14 protein-coding genes and 1 pseudogene are annotated in these 15,565 nt (G+C 72.1%); 4 read left to right on the plus strand and 11 right to left on the minus strand.

The annotated features are described in order from the left end of the window. Both BMW88_RS25315 and BMW88_RS25320 read right to left on the minus strand, forming a co-directional pair. Positions 1–218: transposase (locus BMW88_RS25315; RefSeq protein ID WP_143116231.1), on the minus strand; the 218-nt coding region annotated here is incomplete at its 3' end. A gap of 107 nt (positions 219–325) precedes the next feature. Continuing rightward, entirely contained in the window at positions 326–1,213 is an 888-nt protein-coding gene (locus BMW88_RS25320) for a carboxylesterase family protein (RefSeq protein WP_143116232.1), read from the minus strand. A 183-nt stretch (positions 1,214–1,396) separates the two neighbouring features. On the opposite strand from BMW88_RS25320, the pseudogene BMW88_RS44350 reads away from it, so the two are divergent. Together BMW88_RS44350 and BMW88_RS25325 are read left to right on the plus strand one after the other, a co-directional pair. After that, positions 1,397–3,447, plus strand: a pseudogene (locus BMW88_RS44350) (nSTAND1 domain-containing NTPase); the annotation flags it as partial. A 39-nt stretch (positions 3,448–3,486) separates the two neighbouring features. Beyond that, complete coding sequence (locus BMW88_RS25325; protein ID WP_342715220.1) at positions 3,487–5,187, plus strand: WD40 repeat domain-containing protein; 1,701 nt, start codon at positions 3,487–3,489, stop codon at positions 5,185–5,187. A 49-nt stretch (positions 5,188–5,236) separates the two neighbouring features. Here the strand turns inward: BMW88_RS25325 and BMW88_RS25330 are convergent, their stop codons facing one another. From BMW88_RS25330 to BMW88_RS25360, 7 genes are all read right to left on the minus strand, one after another. Then, complete coding sequence (locus BMW88_RS25330; RefSeq protein WP_089954776.1) at positions 5,237–5,716, minus strand: peptidase inhibitor family I36 protein; 480 nt, start codon at positions 5,714–5,716, stop codon at positions 5,237–5,239. Between the two features lie 40 nt (positions 5,717–5,756). Then, positions 5,757–6,080: a hypothetical protein gene (locus BMW88_RS25335; protein WP_143116233.1), complete on the minus strand. Its 324-nt coding sequence runs from the start codon at positions 6,078–6,080 to the stop codon at positions 5,757–5,759. Positions 6,081–6,097: 17 nt separating this feature from the next. Next, on the minus strand, positions 6,098–7,561 hold the full coding sequence (locus BMW88_RS25340; protein WP_245778040.1) for a glycoside hydrolase family 183 protein: 1,464 nt from the start codon (positions 7,559–7,561) through the stop codon (positions 6,098–6,100). Between the two features lie 448 nt (positions 7,562–8,009). Further along, complete coding sequence (locus BMW88_RS25345) at positions 8,010–8,462, minus strand: 60S ribosomal protein L26 (protein ID WP_143116234.1); 453 nt, start codon at positions 8,460–8,462, stop codon at positions 8,010–8,012. A gap of 126 nt (positions 8,463–8,588) precedes the next feature. Further along, positions 8,589–11,012 (minus strand): hypothetical protein, encoded by a 2,424-nt coding sequence (locus BMW88_RS42085; RefSeq protein ID WP_177221296.1) that lies wholly within the window; start codon positions 11,010–11,012, stop codon positions 8,589–8,591. Positions 11,013–11,131: 119 nt separating this feature from the next. Next, positions 11,132–11,800 (minus strand): hypothetical protein, encoded by a 669-nt coding sequence (locus tag BMW88_RS25355; RefSeq protein ID WP_089954784.1) that lies wholly within the window; start codon positions 11,798–11,800, stop codon positions 11,132–11,134. Beyond that, positions 11,800–12,165: a YchJ family protein gene (locus BMW88_RS25360; RefSeq protein WP_089954787.1), complete on the minus strand. Its 366-nt coding sequence runs from the start codon at positions 12,163–12,165 to the stop codon at positions 11,800–11,802. The genes BMW88_RS25355 and BMW88_RS25360 overlap by 1 nt, the downstream gene beginning before the upstream one ends. A gap of 95 nt (positions 12,166–12,260) precedes the next feature. On the opposite strand from BMW88_RS25360, the gene BMW88_RS25365 reads away from it, so the two are divergent. Next, positions 12,261–12,812 (plus strand): DivIVA domain-containing protein, encoded by a 552-nt coding sequence (locus tag BMW88_RS25365; protein ID WP_089954790.1) that lies wholly within the window; start codon positions 12,261–12,263, stop codon positions 12,810–12,812. A gap of 167 nt (positions 12,813–12,979) precedes the next feature. Here BMW88_RS25365 and BMW88_RS25370 read toward each other — a convergent pair whose 3' ends face one another. Further along, positions 12,980–13,564, minus strand: coding sequence for a LysM peptidoglycan-binding domain-containing protein (locus tag BMW88_RS25370; protein WP_089954793.1), 585 nt, complete (start codon positions 13,562–13,564; stop codon positions 12,980–12,982). Between the two features lie 256 nt (positions 13,565–13,820). Beyond that, positions 13,821–14,420: a TetR/AcrR family transcriptional regulator gene (locus tag BMW88_RS25375; RefSeq protein WP_089954796.1), complete on the minus strand. Its 600-nt coding sequence runs from the start codon at positions 14,418–14,420 to the stop codon at positions 13,821–13,823. 99 nt (positions 14,421–14,519) lie between these two features. Between BMW88_RS25375 and BMW88_RS25380 the strand changes: the two genes are divergently transcribed. Beyond that, entirely contained in the window at positions 14,520–15,539 is a 1,020-nt protein-coding gene (locus tag BMW88_RS25380) for an NAD(P)-dependent alcohol dehydrogenase (protein ID WP_089954797.1), read from the plus strand. Positions 15,540–15,565: the final 26 nt, after the last annotated feature.

Below are 15,565 nucleotides of genomic sequence, written 5' to 3' on the forward strand. Positions count from 1 at the left end.
CGGAACAACCCGTACACGGTCTGCCAGGGACCGTAGTCGGGCGGGATGTCGCGCCACGGGGCACCGACGCGCACCCGCCATCGGATGCCGTCGATCAACTGCCTTTTGCTCCACTTCGGTGGGCGGCCCGGCTTGGCGCCGACGGGCAGCAGCGGCTGCAACACAGCCCACTGCGCGTCGGTCAGGTCGGCCCGCCCCGCTGCCGCTACGCTGGCCACGAGGTCTCCGGTACTGCAGGTTTGCTTGGTCGCTAACCCACTTACCGGAGACCTCGCCACGTTCCGGCACCGACACGCCGCCGATCACCTCACCTTTGAAACACGGGCTAGACCCAGCGCTTGACCTGGTCCCGTGGCCAGCCGGGATCGCCGTCGCGGGCGAACCCCGCCCAGGCCGCCGCGATGTCGCCGCGGAACATGTCCGGCACGTCGGCGCCGTGGTGCGCCGGTGTCCTGGCGTAGACCGAACGGAACGCGCGTCCGTGCTCGCCGGCGAGCCTGGTGGTCGGCCGCTGGAACAGTTCGGCGTCCTCGTCCTCGGTGTGGCACACCAGGAGGTCCACCCCGTACGGACCCACCAGCGGTGATCGCGGCAGCGTGTCGCCGTCCACGACCGGTTGGTAGTGCACGACCCCCGGTTCCCCGGCTCGTTGCACCTCCGCGGCTTCCTCCGGCGTGAAGAACCGGCCGGCCAGGCTGTGCGCGACCGCCCGGTGGAACAGCCCTCTCGCCAGGGGCATCACCATCAGGCTCGCGACCGTCTGCGCCCCGGACGACTGGCCGGCGACCGTGACGTTGCCCGGATCTCCGCCGTATCCGCGGATGTTGCGCCGGATCCACCGGAGCGCGGACACGACGTCGAGCAGCCCGCGGTTGTGCGGAAACCCCTCCACGACGCCGTACCCGTCCCGCGCCAGCCGGTAGTTGCAGCTCACGAACACCACGCCGTGGCTCGCGAGGACGTCGCCCGCGTACTCCGGCTGTGCCGACGAGCCGACGGTGTTCGCGCCGCCGTGGACCCACAGGAGCACCGGCGCCGGACCGCCCGCCGCCGTCCAGACGTTCAGGGTGTGGGCGTCGCCGAACCGACCTGCCGGCTCGCCGTCGCAGTCCACCGGCGGGCGGAGGCGCAGCGGGCCGACGGGCGGTTCGGCGTAGCGGATGCCGAGGTGGGCGGTCGGCACCGGCTCCCCACCGAATCGATTCCAGCTCACTTCCGCACACCGTACGCCGGTCCCGCGCTCCACCAGGACGTGCTCTGCCGGGCGCCGCTTCCGCACCGCCCTCGGCTGCCGAACGACCGCGCCCCACGGCGACGCCCCAGGTCAGCGGCGTCATCGCCGTTTGCGGGACGGGAGCCGCGGGATTCGTGACAATCGGAGGTCTGGGGGTGTGGCATGCCAAGACGAGAACGCCCGCTGGACGCGGGCGACAGCGCACTGCTCCGATTCGCCCGCGACCTGCGGTTGTTGCGGGAGAGGGCGGGTTCGCCGACCTATCGGGAGCTGAGTGCGGAGACGCACTACTCGCCGGCGGTCCTGTCGCAGGCCGCCGCGGGGCGGAGGTTGCCGAGCCTGCAGGTGACGCGCGCGTACGTGCGGGCCTGCGGCGGAGCCGAGGACGAGTGGGAGGAGCGCTGGCGCGAGGTCGCCGCCGAGCTGGAACCACCTGAGCCCGCCGCGGAACCCGGCACCTCGCCGTACGTGGGGCTGGCGGCGTTCCGGACCGAGGACGCCGAGCGGTTCTTCGGGCGGGAAGCGCTGATCCGGGAACTGGTGTCCCGCCTGGGCGAGCACCGCGTCGTGGTGGTCGTCGGCGCCTCGGGTTCGGGCAAGTCCTCGTTGCTGCGGGCCGGGCTGGTCCCGAGCTGGCCCGGCCCGGTCGTGCTGTTCACGCCGGGCGCGCACCCGCTGGAGGAGTGCGCGATCCACCTCGGCCGGTACGCGGGCGCGCCGACGGATCCGCCCGCGGAGGACAGCCGGTGGCTGCACCGCTCGGTGCGGCGGGTGGTGCCGGACACCACCGAGCTGGTGTTCGTGGTCGACCAGTTCGAAGAGGTCTTCACACTCTGCCGCGACCAGGGGGAACGGGTCCGCTTCATCGACCAGTTGCTGACGGCGGCGCGGGCAGGGAACAGCGGGTGCCGGGTCGTGCTCGGCGTGCGCGCGGACTTCTACGCCCACTGCACCACGCATCCCGATTTGGTCGAGGTGCTGCGCGACGGGCAGGTCACGGTCGGGCCGATGACGGCCGACGAGCTGCGGCTCGCCGTCGTGCAACCCGCGGTCCGCGCGAGGTGCACCGTCGAGACGGCGCTGGTGACGCGCATCGTCGCCGAGGCCTCCGGACAACCGGGGGTGTTGCCGCTGCTGTCCCACGCGCTGCTGGAGACGTGGCGGAGGAGGCGGGGCACCACGCTGACCCTGGCGGGGTACGAGGCCGCGGGCGGCGTCGAGCACGCGGTCGCGCACACCGCCGAGGCCGTCTTCGCGGATCTTCCGCCGAACGGCAGCGCATCGCCAAGCAGCTGTTCCTGCGCCTCTGCGCGCTCGGGCAGGGCACGGAGGACACCAAGCGCAGGGTGAGCCGCGCGGAGCTGGACTTCGCCGGTGAGGACACGCGGGCGGTGCTGGAGAGCCTGGCGGCGGCGCGCTTGGTCGTGCTGGACCGGGACGGCGTGGAGATCGCGCACGAGGCCCTCATCCGCTCGTGGCCGCGGCTGCGCGGGTGGCTCGCGGAGGACCGCGACGGGCTGCGCGTCCACCGCGGCATCACCGAGGCGACCGCGGAGTGGCTCGCGCTGCACCGCGATTCCGGTTCGCTCTACCGCGGCGTCCGGTTGCAGGTGGCACGGGAGTGGGCCGGTTCGGGGGCGTTGCTCAGCCCCGCCGAGCAGGACTTCCTGAGCTCGAGCGCCGCCGCGCACTCGGCGGAGCAGGCCGCGGCCCGGCGGCGGGCGCGGCGGCTGCGGCAGCTCCTCGGTGTGCTCACGGCGCTGCTCGTCGTGGCCGCCGGGACCCTCGGCTACGCGCTCGACGCCGGGCGGACCATCGCGGGGCAACGCAACGTCGCGCTGTCGCAGAAGGTCGCGGGAGAGGCCGCGTCGTTGCGCACCAGCGACTCGGGCCTCGCGGCCCAGCTCGGCCTGGCGGCCTTCCGGGTGGCGCCGACCGTCGAGGCGCGCAGCAGCCTGCTCAGCGCGGCGGCGGGCCCGGTCGCCACCCGGCTGCCCGGTCACGACGACATCGTCCAGGCGCTGGCGATCAGCGCCGACGGGCGGTTGCTGGCCTCGGTGGGCGCGGACCGCACCACGCGGCTGTGGGACATCGCCGACCCGCGCCACCCGGTCCAGCTCGCCGTGCTCACCGGGCACACCGGCACGGTCTGGTCGCTCGCGTTCCACCCGTCGGGCGAGGTGCTGGTCACCACGAGCGAGGACAGGACCGTCCGGCTGTGGGACATCACCGATCCGCGCCGCCCCGGTGAGATGAGGACGCTCACAGCACATGAACGCCCTGTCGTGTCGTCCGCGTTCACGTCGGACGGCGCTCTGCTGGCCACCGCGAGCATGGACCACACGGTTCGTCTGTGGGACTTCACCGATCCGCGCGGGGTCCGGGAGGCCGGGACCATCACCGGGCACACCGCGGCCGTCACCAAGGTCGTGTTCAGCCCGGGGGAACGCACGCTGGCGACATCCGGCTGGGACCGCACCATCCGGCTGTGGGACGTGGCTGATCCGCGTGCGCCGCGGGAGCTGACGAGGGTGGTCACCGCCACGGACAAGCCGGGGTCGCTGGCGCTCAGCCCGGACGGCGACGTCCTCGTGAGCGTCGGCGCGGACCACACGGTCCACCTGTGGAACGTCGCCGATCCGGTGCGCCCGGAGGAACTGGCGGCCTTCAAGGTCGATGCCGGCTCGGTGCACGCGGTCGCGTTCAGCCCCGACGGCCGCTCGCTGGCCACCACCGGCCTCGACCGCACGGTGCGGCTGTGGGACATCAGCACACCGCGCCGTCCGCACGAGCTGACGGTGCTGTCCGGTCACACCGGTCCGGTGCTGAGCGCGTGGTTCACCCCGGACGGCCGGACGCTGGCCACGGCCGGGTTCGACCGCGTGGTGCGCCTGTGGGACCTCCCCTGCCCGGTGCTCACCGGGCACGACTCCGCCGTCTACACCGTGGCGTTCAGCCCCGACGGCCGTTTCCTGGCCACCGGCAGCTACGACGGCACCGTGCGGCTGTGGGACGTCACCGACCCCCGGCGGCCCCGGCGGCTGGCCCTGTCGACCGTGCACACCGCCGCGATCAACTCGGTCGCCTTCAGCCCGGACAACAGGGTTCTCGCGACCGCGAGCCTCGACCGCACGGCTCGGTTGTGGGACCTGACCGATCCGCAGCGCCTCCACGAGCTCGCGGTGGTGAACGCGCACACCGAAGCGGTGCAGTCGGTCGCGTTCAGCCCGGACGGGACCGCGCTGGCCACCGGCAGCGCCGACCACTCGCTGCGGCTGTGGGACGTCACCAACACCCGGCAGCCGCGGCAGCTGGCGGTGCTGACCCAGGACACCGACCACGACAACGTCGAGTCCGTGGCGTTCAGCCCGGACGGGCGCACGCTGGCCGCGGGCACGACCGGGCGCGTCGTCCGGTTGTGGGACCTGACCGACCGGTCGCACCCGGCCGAGCTCCCGTCGCTGAAGGGGCACACCGACAGCATCAAATCGGTGGCGTTCAGCCCGGACGGGCACACCGTGGCCACCGGCAGCGGCGACCACACCGTCCGGCTGTGGAACCTCCTGGACCGGCGGCGCGGAGAGGAGATCGCGAGGTTCACCGAGCACACCGAGACCGTCCACGCGGTCGCGTTCAGCTCCGACGGCGGCACCCTCGCCACCGCCGGCGCCGACAACACCGCGCGGCTGTGGGACCTCCGCACCCCCGCGGCCCCCACCGAGCTGGCAGTCCTCAGTGGACACCCGACCCGGCTCTACGCGGTGGCGTTCCGCCCCGGCGACCGGGCGCTGGCCACCGGCGGCGAGGACCGCACGACCCGGCTCTGGGACACCGACACCGAGCGCGCGGCGAGCTGGGTCTGCGAGCACCTCCCGGCCCTCACCCCGGACCAGTGGGGTGAGCACTTCCCCGGGGTGGACTTCAGGTCGCCCTGCCCGCACCCAGGGTCGTGAACGACGGCCGGGCAGCCTTCCACGGGTTGCCCGGCCGTTGTTCACCTGCTCAGCACACCCAGACCCCGTCCGCGTTGTAGGCGTCGTCGACGTACGGCTTCTCCTGCACCGCGGTGGAACGTTCGACCTCCTGCCAGCTCGAGCCGGTCCAGTTCATGAAGATGGACACCGTGCCCTGCGGCTTGTAGTTCCGGTACGACCGGACCTTGTCGCTCCACCCCATGTCGCCGATGTTCACGAAGCCGCAGTTCTGGAGGTCCAGCTGACGTCCGGACACGCTGAAGTTGTGCGAGTCGTAGAGGCAGAGCCAGCCGCCCGTGCACGGTCCCGCTTCGCGGATGACGGCCTCGACCCCGTTGGCCAGCCGCACGGAGTTCGCCGAGGTCTGCTGGGCGCCGGGATTGGCGGCGATCAGCCGATCGAGTGTGGACCGGGTCACCGCCGGCGCGGCCTGCGTCGTCGTGGACGTCAACGCGGACATCGTGGCCACGGCCGCGAAGACGACGCCGAACTTGTTGACAGTTTTCACAATTCCCCCTTGCTCACGGTTTCTTCCTGGTGGTTGTCCGTCATCCGCGCAGCGATCGGGCGATCAGCCCGGACGGCACGGTGCCCTCGTCCCCTCCGTCGACGCAGAACCGCTGACCCGACCCGTCGAGGCCGGACGCGACGCACGCGTCATCGCCCTCCGGCTGCCTGTTGACGATCGTGCGGATGACCGCGGCAGGACCGGTCAGGTTGTGCCAGTTCTCGCTCTGCGCCACGAGAACCTGCCCCACGTCGCCGGTGTGGAAGCAGGCCGAGCCGTTCAGGCACCACTGCGCCGCGCTCGCGGGTGTCGCGGTCACCAGGGCGGCGATCCCCATCACCGCGGCCATCGATGTCTTCCTCATCCGTTCCTTCCCCCAAGTCAGCCGATCGGTTCGAGCAGCAGGTCGTCGACCTGCGCCCAGGTGTCCTGCCCGTCTCGCGCCCAGATGCCCGTGAAGACCTCGGCCCGCGGGTCGGTGGCGGTGAACTCGACCGAGAGCCGGCCGTAGGAGGGCAGCGAGCCGTACTCCTGTTCGGCGACAACGCCTCCACCACCAGGACGGCGCACGCCGAAGTAGCCGTCGCTCGTCGTGCCGGAGCTGCGCACCCAGCCGCTGAGCCGGTAGCGCGTGCCCGGCCGCACGACGACCTGCTGGAACAGGTCGTTCCAGCCGCTGGTGCTGCGGACCCAGCCGTTGTTCGCCCCCGTGCGCGCCAGCCCGAGCCCGTGGTCGACGCCGCCCTGCCCGGTGCTCCGCCACGCACCGGTGCGATGCTCGAAACCGCCTTCCTGCAAGGCGTTCCCGTCAGCGGGCACGCTGTCCAGACGCATCAGCCGGACGTGGTACGGGTCCCAGCGCGACATCGCGAAGTGCAGCACCGGGCTCGTGGCGCTGTCGGGGTGCAGGAACGAGCCGTAGAGCCCGGGGTGGTCCTTCCCGTCGGCGACCACCTGACCGCCGGTCCACGGTCCCGCGGGATCGGGTGCGGTGCGCGCCACGATGGCCGCGCGGTTCTCGTCGAGGTGCAGCGCGACCCACCGGCCGAGCGCGGAGTTGTACTGCACCGAGAGCTCGCCGACCTGACCCGACATCACCGGGACGGCGCTGCCGGGAGCGCCGGTCCGCCAGCCGGAGCCGGTCCAGTACTGGTACGCGGCGAGGTTCAGCACCTCGTGCTCCGGCACCCGGCTCACGTACGCGTCGCCGAGCCTGCCGTTCGGCGTGCCGAACAGGTGGACGTAGCCGTCCCGGCGCACCATCGCGCCGAGCTGGAACGCGCTGCCACCACCTCGGTTGGCCCACCGCGCGGTGTCCGGCTTCGCCCAGGTCCTCCCACCGTCGTCGGAGTGGGCGAGACCCGCGTAGTTGGTCGTCCAGGTGCCCGCGGGTCCCCAGCTTTGGACCGACATGTAGTGGAGGTAGTCCCGCGACCCGACCGCGACCGCCGCGGTCGGGATGACGGTCACCTCGGGCACCGACGGGTCGCCGGGCAGGATCTGCGCGGCGTGGCCGGGGCGGTCGGTGACCATCGAGTCGATGCTCAGCCCGTCGGCGAGGTGGTGGTCGGTCGAGTGCGCGAGCGTGTTGAACCGCCAGTCCGCGGTCTCCGGACCGGCCCCGTGCCCACCCCAGCCGGCGCCGTAGGTGTCGCCGAACGCGATCGCCACCCTGCCGCGGCTGTCCCGCCACATCACCCCCAGGTCGGTGGCGTGCACCGCGAAGCGGCCGGCCGTGTCGTTGACGTCGCCCGCACCCCGGCCCGCGATCAGGCCCACGTCGTGGGCGTGGCCCGGCGGGGGCACGACGAGCAGCAGTGCGGTCGTGGCGAGATGAGCAAGCACAGCACACCTTTCCGACTCGTGGCCGCGGCCTCGCCGCGCGCGGTGCGGCGAGGGTTGTCAGCGGTCGACATCCGGGTGGGGGAACGATGGCAGCGCGAAGAGCCCGGCCCCGGATCCGGCGGCGCCGATGCATGTCGATCCCGGACCGCGGCGGGGTGGGTCCGGCCGGGCGGTGAGCCAGGCTGCTACCCCCCGAAGCCGGTGGCGGCACGACGGTCGCCGCGCCTGGCACCGATGGCGTCGGCGGGACGTCTCAGGCGTGCCGCGGGCACTGCCCGCGTCCGGTTGCCGGGGAGGCACACCGGCGTCGTGCGAGCGGTCGCCTTCGCCCCGGCCGATCGCACTGCGGCCACCGCGGGTGGATCACGCGGCCTTCCTGTGGCCGCCGTTCCCGGCATCGCCGCCCTGCCGGGGTGCCCGTCCCCGGTGGGCGGGCACCCGGCCGGGGTCACGGCCGGCTGAACGCGTGCGTGTTACCGCCCTTGCCGCCGCAGTTCTCGCCGGCGGACTCCGGCGCGACCATGTCGTTCACGACCGTCATCTTGCCCGGGAAGCTGCGGTTCACCGGGTACACGACCTCGCTGAACGGCGACAGTTCCCTGGTCGGCGGGTACACGTACTGGCCGTTCGCACCCACCACCACGCGGTGGATGAGAATCCGGTAGGCGCTCCAGTTCTTGTACCGGACCTCGCTGACGTAGTTGTCGTTGCCCGCGGCATGGCCCCTGATCTCGACCCACACGGTGTCGTTCGGCCGGGGGTTGCAGGTGTGTTCGAAGATGCTGATCCCAGGGAAAGAACGTTCGAACACCGTCGCCTGCGCCGGCGCCGCGGACACCACCGCCGCCGAACCCGCCGCCAACACCGCCGCGGCCACCGAAATCCGTCGCCTCGCACCCATCGCCGTCCCCTCTCCGTTGCCGGCACCTCCGCAGGTGCCGACACCAGACCTACCGCGGCGACGTTGGTGACGATCGGTTCCCGCGACCGAACAACCAAAGTCCGATCAACCGGCGCGGAGCACTGATCAGGTCTGCGCGGGCACCTGGTGCGAGACCGGCAGCACGCGCAGGTTCGCCGCCGCGCGTTCCAGCTGCGAGAGCACGCTCGGCCGCAGGGCCGCGATCTCCTGGTCCGCCGCCGCGCCGGCCATCTCCTGCAACAGCACCTGCTGCGGGTGATCGCCCTCGGCCTCGGCCACCGCCAGCACCCGGAACGGCGTGCCGGGCGGGAAGAGCACGCGTTCCTCGGTCGCCACGGCGACGCGGTCCGCCACCTCGACCCGGCGGCCGGTGACCGACCACAGCAGGTACTCGGTGACGCCCTCGATGCGCTGGGCCGGGTTCGCGACGGCGTCCAGCAGCCCGTGCTCCACCAGCACGTCGCCGGTGCGGTAGCGGCGCGGGCCGGTAGGACCGTTGACGCCCCACACCGCCACCACACCGTTGTGCACGGGCAGGCGGTTGAGGCCCGACACGATGCACGCGACGTACGGCCGCAACCGGCCCAGGCGGCCCGTGCGGAGTGTCTCGACGACCATCTCCTCGTCCTGCGACACGCACGCGAGCAACGCCGTCAGGTCGGTGACCATGGCCTCGAACGCCGTCGGATCCTCCTCGGCGTCGGGGCGCTGGGCCAGCAAACGGCAAACCGTCGCCGCGTGCACGCCATACCGCTCACCGAGTGCCCTGCGGACCGTGTCGCGTTCCTTGTCCGAGCTGCTGTGGTCCGGCAGCACCGTCTCGCGCTCGCCGTTGGTCTCCGCCGGAACCTCCCACATGGCGAGCGGCTGCAACGGCAGCGGGCCGTCCACGCGGAACCTGACGGCCGCGGCATCCGGGTCGGAGGACGGGAAGGCCGCCTCGTCCGGATCGTCGAGCACGTGCGTCGTCACGGCTGCGATAGCGGGGTCCATGCTCGCGTAGGTGGGCCGCTCCGGTTCCGGTTCGGCCGGCGTGACCGGCGTGAAGAAACCGGTGCCGCCGTCCTTCGGCTCACGTGAGGACAACGCCTGCTTGGCCGCGCCCAACGCCGAGGCGATCTGCGCCGAAGCGATCTGCGCCGAGGCGATCTGCGCGGGGCTGGTCGCCGGAGCGGGCGGGGGTGGTGGCGGCGGTGCGGACACCTTCGAGTCGCAGAAGACGAGACGCAGCAGCTTGCGCACCTCGGGCTCCAGACGTTCCACGAGAGCAGCACCGTGCACTGCGACCGCACCGGGCGTCGTGCGCCCAGGCGTGCCCACGGTCAGACGTGCCCACTCCGGGTCAACAGGCTGAGAGCGCACCTCGGCCGCGTTGTACGGCTCGTCGTGCTCACGCACCCACAGGCCGGAAGGAACGACCTCCAGCACGACACCGTCGCCGAGCGAGAACACACCGGGCGACAGTTCGGCGAGTCCCGGCACCGGCGCGCGATAGCCGGACACCGCCGGGAAGGTCTCGTTCGGCGTGAACGTCACCTCGGTGACGAACGGGCGCCACGTCTGCTGTCCGCGCGGGTCGACCGCGATCACCGCGGGGCCGCCGGCGCGCAGGTTGCCGACCGGCAGGCCGGTGTACATCGCGATCGACTCGCCGAGCTGATCGGCGACCTGGCGTCCCAGCGACGCGTCCACCCCGTACGGGACGAGCCGCACGCGGGACCGGGCCGCCTGGGGCAGCGCGGTCAGCAGCCGGCACACCTCGTCGGTCGGGATCGCCGACTGGCCGGGGCCGCCGACGACGACCGTCAGCACGTTCTCCCGGCACGGCAGCGCCACGATCGGGCGCGAGTCCTGGGCGGCCGGGTCGAACGGCGGCTGCTGCGCGCGCAGCCAGAGCCCGGCGGGAATGGGTTCGGAGATGCCGATCTCGCCCGTCGGCCACGGCGAGTTCGGGTCCATCGCCTCCCACTGCGGCACCGGGAAGCGGCGGCCGAACGGCATCGGTGACGCGTTCGGCTGGAAGCGCACCCAGCTGCCGTAGCCCTGCGTGCCCACGACGAAGGCGGCGCCCGGAACCGTGGTCAGCACCCCGTCCGGCGCCACGACCTCGGTCTGGAGCTGCTCGGCCAGCCACTGAGCCGGCGCGGTGGGGCGCATCGAGCCCGCGTGCGAGACCGCGAGCCTGATCGGCCCGCGACCGCTCAGGGCGCTCACGACGTGCGGCCAGAACGTGGTCTGGTCGCCGCTCGGGAAGTCGACCACGACCACGGTCCGGCCGCGGTCGACCGGGAGCGTGCGGGCGAGACCCGTCGCGCCCTGGCCGGGACCTTCCGGCGCGGACACCACGAGCGTGGCGCCCACGAAGTTCGCCGCGAACGGCGTGCGCTGGGGCAGTGGCTCCGGCGGCGGCGCCGCTGCCGGGGGCTGCTCGGCGGGGTAGAGATCCTTGTCGTGGGCAGTGCTCGTGAACTGCTCCGGACTCTGGGTCTGCGATTGCTGGTCGCCATGGGCGGCGGCACGTCGGCCCATCAAGCGCCTGATCACCTCCGTGCCATCCCGTTCACTCGCCCTTTCGGCTTAAGCGGGCAACGGTCGTGCACGCTATCAAGACGCGCCGCACAGCTGTCACCCAGTCGGGTTATTTGATCTCATCCGATCGAGACCCACACGGCCCGCGCTCGTCCACACACACCGTGAGGTCCGATGATGGCGGATGCGGAGTACGCCTTGCGCCCCTCCCGGCCAAGTTCCCACGCGAGGAGCAAGTGGTCCACACCCAGCTCGACCGGCTGCTCGACCTGGGCGACGAACGTGCCCAGCACGAACGCGGGTCCTCCGTCGGGGGCGACGGGCTGCGCCGACGGGCAGTCCAGCGCGGCCCAGACGATCTCCGGCAGCACCGCGGCCCCGTCGTTGGGCAGCGCGCCGGCCGGCCGCCAGACGCCCGCCCACTCGGCGCGCCCGTCCAGCGGGCCCAGCAGCGCGCCGATGCCGTCCTCCCGGCCGGGACCGCACCCGAAGCACGTCGGGAACGGGTGCCGGTCGCGCCACGGCACCTTCGCGGCGGCCTCGCGCGCCTGGTCGAACGTCGGCGCGGGCGGCACCTCCAGGTCGAGCACGGCGGGTTCGGCCGACGCGACCACGACGTCGCCGTCGAGCAGCTGCCCGTCGCGGACCTGCATCTCGCGGTCCAGCGGCACGGGCTTGCGCAACCGGACGCTCACGGCCGGTGAGTCGACGTGCGCGGCGAGCAGGCCCGCCGAGTAGCCGCCGTTGCCCGACCCCGGCGGGCCGTTGAACCGGCTCCCGACCTTCATCACAGCGCCTCCGCGTAGACCCATTGCCCGTTCTCCCTGATGAACCTGCTGCGCTCGTGCACCACGCCCCCGACGTAGTGGGCGCGGAACTCGACGACCCCCTCGTTCTGCAGCAGGCCGCCGTTCTCCGTCGCCAGGACCTCGAGCTTCAGCCACCGGTCGGTCGGGTCGATCCCGGCACTCGAAGGCCGGTGCTTCGCGGCCCACGTCCGCAGCAGGTAGTCCTCATCGGACACGGCGAAAGCGCTGTAGCGCGACCGCATCAGCTGCTCGGCGGTGGCCGCCTTGCGGGCGCCGGAGTGCAGTGCGCCACAACAGTCCACATAGGACTGACCGGTCCCGCAGGGGCACAGTTTGGTGTTCACGCCGCCATTGTGCCTGGTGAACCCGTTAGAACCGATGTCGCACCTCATACGTACCCCCTGTCAGGACTGACTCGTGGGAGGCGGAGGAGGCAGACGTGAGCGTCGACGGCAGCACAGAGCTTTTACCCCTGCGCACGTGGTTCGGGCTGCGCTGGCGCGGCTACGACCGCGACGAGGTGGACGACTACGTCGCCGAGCTGGAAGCGGAGCTCCGCCTGGTCATCGCCGACCGCAACGCGTCGGAAGCCCGCGCGGAGGCCCTGGCCAGCCGGTTGGCGTCGATCCAGGAGGAGAACGCCGCCCTGCAGGACGGCCTGCACCGCATCTGCCTGACCCCGATCGACCCGAAGGGCCTGCCGGAACGGCTCGCCCGCATGGTCGCGCTGGCCGACGAGGAACGTCGCGAGGTCCTCAGGGACGCGCAGCTCAAGGCGTTGATGATCGTCGGCGAGGCCGAACAGCGCGCCCGCCGGCTCGACGAGGAGGCCGCGGCCGAGCGGGAGGAGATCCGCGAGGACTTCCGGCTCGCCATGTCGGCCCGCCGGGCGGAGGCCATGCGCGCACTCGCGGAACTGCGGAACGCGGCGCGCGACGAGGCGGACCGCATCGTCGCGGAAGCGAAGGTGCAGACCCTGAGGATCGAGTAGCGCGGATCAACCGGCGCGGACCGGCTGGCGCGGATCGACCGGGAAGACCGGGTGAGAGACCGGCGGGGTCGCGGTCACCGCGTCGTCGGCGCCTGGACACCGGTCGGGTGCGGGACCCGTCTCGCACGGGCCCCGCACCCGAGTTCAGCCGGCCCCGCCGGCTCGCGTCACTTCGTCGCGATCTTGTCGCCAGGCCTGATCAGGTCCGGGTTGGTCAGGTACTTGGCGTTCTTCGCCACCAGCGCCTGCCAGCCGCCTTCGACGCGCAGCCGCTCGGCGATGCCGCTGAGCGTGTCACCGGCCTTGATCTCGTAGTCACCGTCCGGGTTGCTCGTCGACGGCGCGGCGACGGGCACGACCCGCGACACGGCCTTCGTGGCTGCCGGGCTGTGCCGGTGGCGGATCGGCGGTGTGCCGCCGACGGCCGCGCGCCGTCCGCACGTCGGCCACGCCCCCAGTCCCTGAGTGCGCAGAACGCGTTCCGCGACGCGGATCTGCTCTTCACGGGAAGCCTGGTCGGCACGGCCGGAACCGCCGTGCGCCTGCCATGTCGACTGGCTGAACTGAAGTCCGCCGTAGTAGCCGTTGCCGGTGTTGATCGACCAGTTGCTCCCGCTCTCGCACTGGGCGATCCGGTCCCAGTCGACCGGTGCCGCGGCGGCGGCGATCGCGCCGCCCGTCGTGATGAGTGCCGTCGCGGAAACGGCGATGAGCACGGCGCGACTGGCGATGTTGCCACGGTGATGACGCATGACCCTTTTCGCACCCGCCTCGCTTCATCTGCTGTGAGCAGCGCCTGTCCGGCGGGGTCTTGGTCCGTGAACCTGGGGAGGGCAAGCCGCTGGACAGGTGAGCGGACGGCGAGCCCTGGTTGTGCGGCGGCCTGACGACCGCTGGCAGGAACGTAAGAACGCCGAACCGGTTCCGCACGCCCGGACGCGGACAAGACCACCCGATAGGTGACGATCGGAAAGTCCGCGTTTGGACGCGAAGAACGGCGCCGTTCTTTCAGCTCCGCCCCGTGGCCGCGGTCCCCTCCGGGGGGCTGAACGCACGCCGCACCGCCTCGGCGAGCGCCTGGCGCCGCCGCTCGTGGTCGGCTTCCGGATCGGCCTGCGTCGCGGTGTGGAAGAGGCTGGCGGGCGACCAGGTGAGTGCGAACATGGACACCATCGCCAGGACGTCCTCCGGCGCGAGCGCCGGATCGATCCGGCCCGCGCGCTGCATGTCGGAGATGGCCGCGAGCTTGCGCTCGGCCTGCTCGGGCATCGAGGTGACCAGGGCACCCGCGGGCACGCGTTCCAGCCTGGCCCAGGTGGCCAGCCGCACCAGGTTCGGCCTGGTCAGGCAGGCGTCGTAGAGGGCGAGGGCATAACCGGGGAGGTCGTCCGCGCTGAAGGGCACGACGTTGACGAGCTCGTCGGCCTGCTCCTGGAACACCGCGTCGAACAAGCGGTCCTTGTCCCCGAAGTAGGCGTAGAGCTGCGCCTTGTTCGCCTTCGCGTTCGCCGAGATGCGGTCGACCCTGGCGCCCGCGATGCCGTACGCCGCGAACTCCGCGGCCGCCGCGTCCAGCAGACGCCGCCTGGTGGCGTTCCCGTCCTTCATCGACCCATAGTAACCAACTCGTTGGTTTGTCCAGATCGCCACACTGTGCTTACCTGGAGTAGTAACTAACTAGTTTGTTTGAGGATGAGGAGCAAGAGCGTGCAGGTTCACGCATACGCGGCACTCGAAGCCGGCGGACCTCTCCGGTCCTACCAGTACGACAGCGGACCGCTGGGAGCGAACGAGGTCGACGTGCGCGTGACGCACGGCGGCATCTGCCACACCGACATCGGACTGATCGACGACGAGTGGGGCCTCTCCCGCTACCCCGCCGTGGCAGGGCACGAGGCCATCGGTGTCGTGCACGCCGTCGGCGACGCCGTCGACCAGGACGTCCTCCGGGTGGGCCAACGCGTCGGCGTCGGAGCCATCGCGGGATCCTGCTTCCACTGCGAATGGTGCCTCAGCGGCCGGACCAACCTCTGCCCCGCCAGGGACGACACCGTCCTGCGCGGCGACCGCGGCGGATTCGCCAGCCACGTGCGGGCGAGCGACTGGCGGCACGTCCACCCGATCCCGGACACCATCCCGTCGGAGCAGGCCGCCCCGCTGCTGTGCGCGGGAACGACCGTGTTCTCCCCACTGCTCGCCAACGGCGTCCTGCCCACCCACCGCACCGCCGTCGTCGGCATCGGCGGCCTCGGACACCTGGCCATCCAGTTCCTGGCCCGGTGGGGCTGCTCCGTCACCGCCATCTCGACGACACCCGCCAAACGCGACGACGCGGAACGCTTCGGCGCCACCGGCTTCATCGCCTCCGGCGAGCAGGGCGCCCTGCAAGCGGCCGCCGGCTCGTTCGACTTCGTGCTGTGCACCGTGTCCGCGGACCTGCCCTGGGACGACTACCTCGGAATCCTGCGCCCCCAAGGCACCCTGTGCGTCGTCGGCGTGCCACCGAACCCCATCGCGTTCTCACCGCTGAGCCTGCTACCCGCCGTGAAGTCCGTCGTCAGCGGCATCGTCGGATCCGCCTCGCACACCCGGCAGATGCTGGACTTCGCCGCCCGGCACGGCATCCGGGCCGAGGTGGAGACCTTCCCGGTCGCCGCCATCGACCAAGCCCTCGACCGCGTCCGCGAGGGAAGCACGCGCTACCGCGCCGTCGTCGAGTTCGACTGACGGTTCGCCGCCGGCGAGGCCTCGAA

The sequence above is a fragment of the Lentzea xinjiangensis genome, from assembly GCF_900110955.1.
Taxonomy (GTDB): Bacteria; Actinomycetota; Actinomycetes; order Mycobacteriales; family Pseudonocardiaceae; genus Lentzea; species Lentzea xinjiangensis.

What these genes read in the sequence shown, in the direction of transcription:
- BMW88_RS25325 (WP_342715220.1), top strand. Translation starts at nt 3,487, where the DNA reads ATGAGGACGCTCACAGCACATGAACGCCCTGTCGTGTCGTCCGCGTTC.
- BMW88_RS25375 (WP_089954796.1), bottom strand. Translation starts at nt 14,420, where the DNA reads ATGAAGGACGGGAACGCCACCAGGCGGCGTCTGCTGGACGCGGCGGCC.
- BMW88_RS25370 (WP_089954793.1), bottom strand. Translation starts at nt 13,564, where the DNA reads ATGCGTCATCACCGTGGCAACATCGCCAGTCGCGCCGTGCTCATCGCC.
- BMW88_RS25355 (WP_089954784.1), bottom strand. Translation starts at nt 11,800, where the DNA reads ATGAAGGTCGGGAGCCGGTTCAACGGCCCGCCGGGGTCGGGCAACGGC.
- BMW88_RS25345 (WP_143116234.1), bottom strand. Translation starts at nt 8,462, where the DNA reads ATGGGTGCGAGGCGACGGATTTCGGTGGCCGCGGCGGTGTTGGCGGCG.
- BMW88_RS25335 (WP_143116233.1), bottom strand. Translation starts at nt 6,080, where the DNA reads ATGAGGAAGACATCGATGGCCGCGGTGATGGGGATCGCCGCCCTGGTG.
- BMW88_RS42085 (WP_177221296.1), bottom strand. Translation starts at nt 11,012, where the DNA reads ATGGGCCGACGTGCCGCCGCCCATGGCGACCAGCAATCGCAGACCCAG.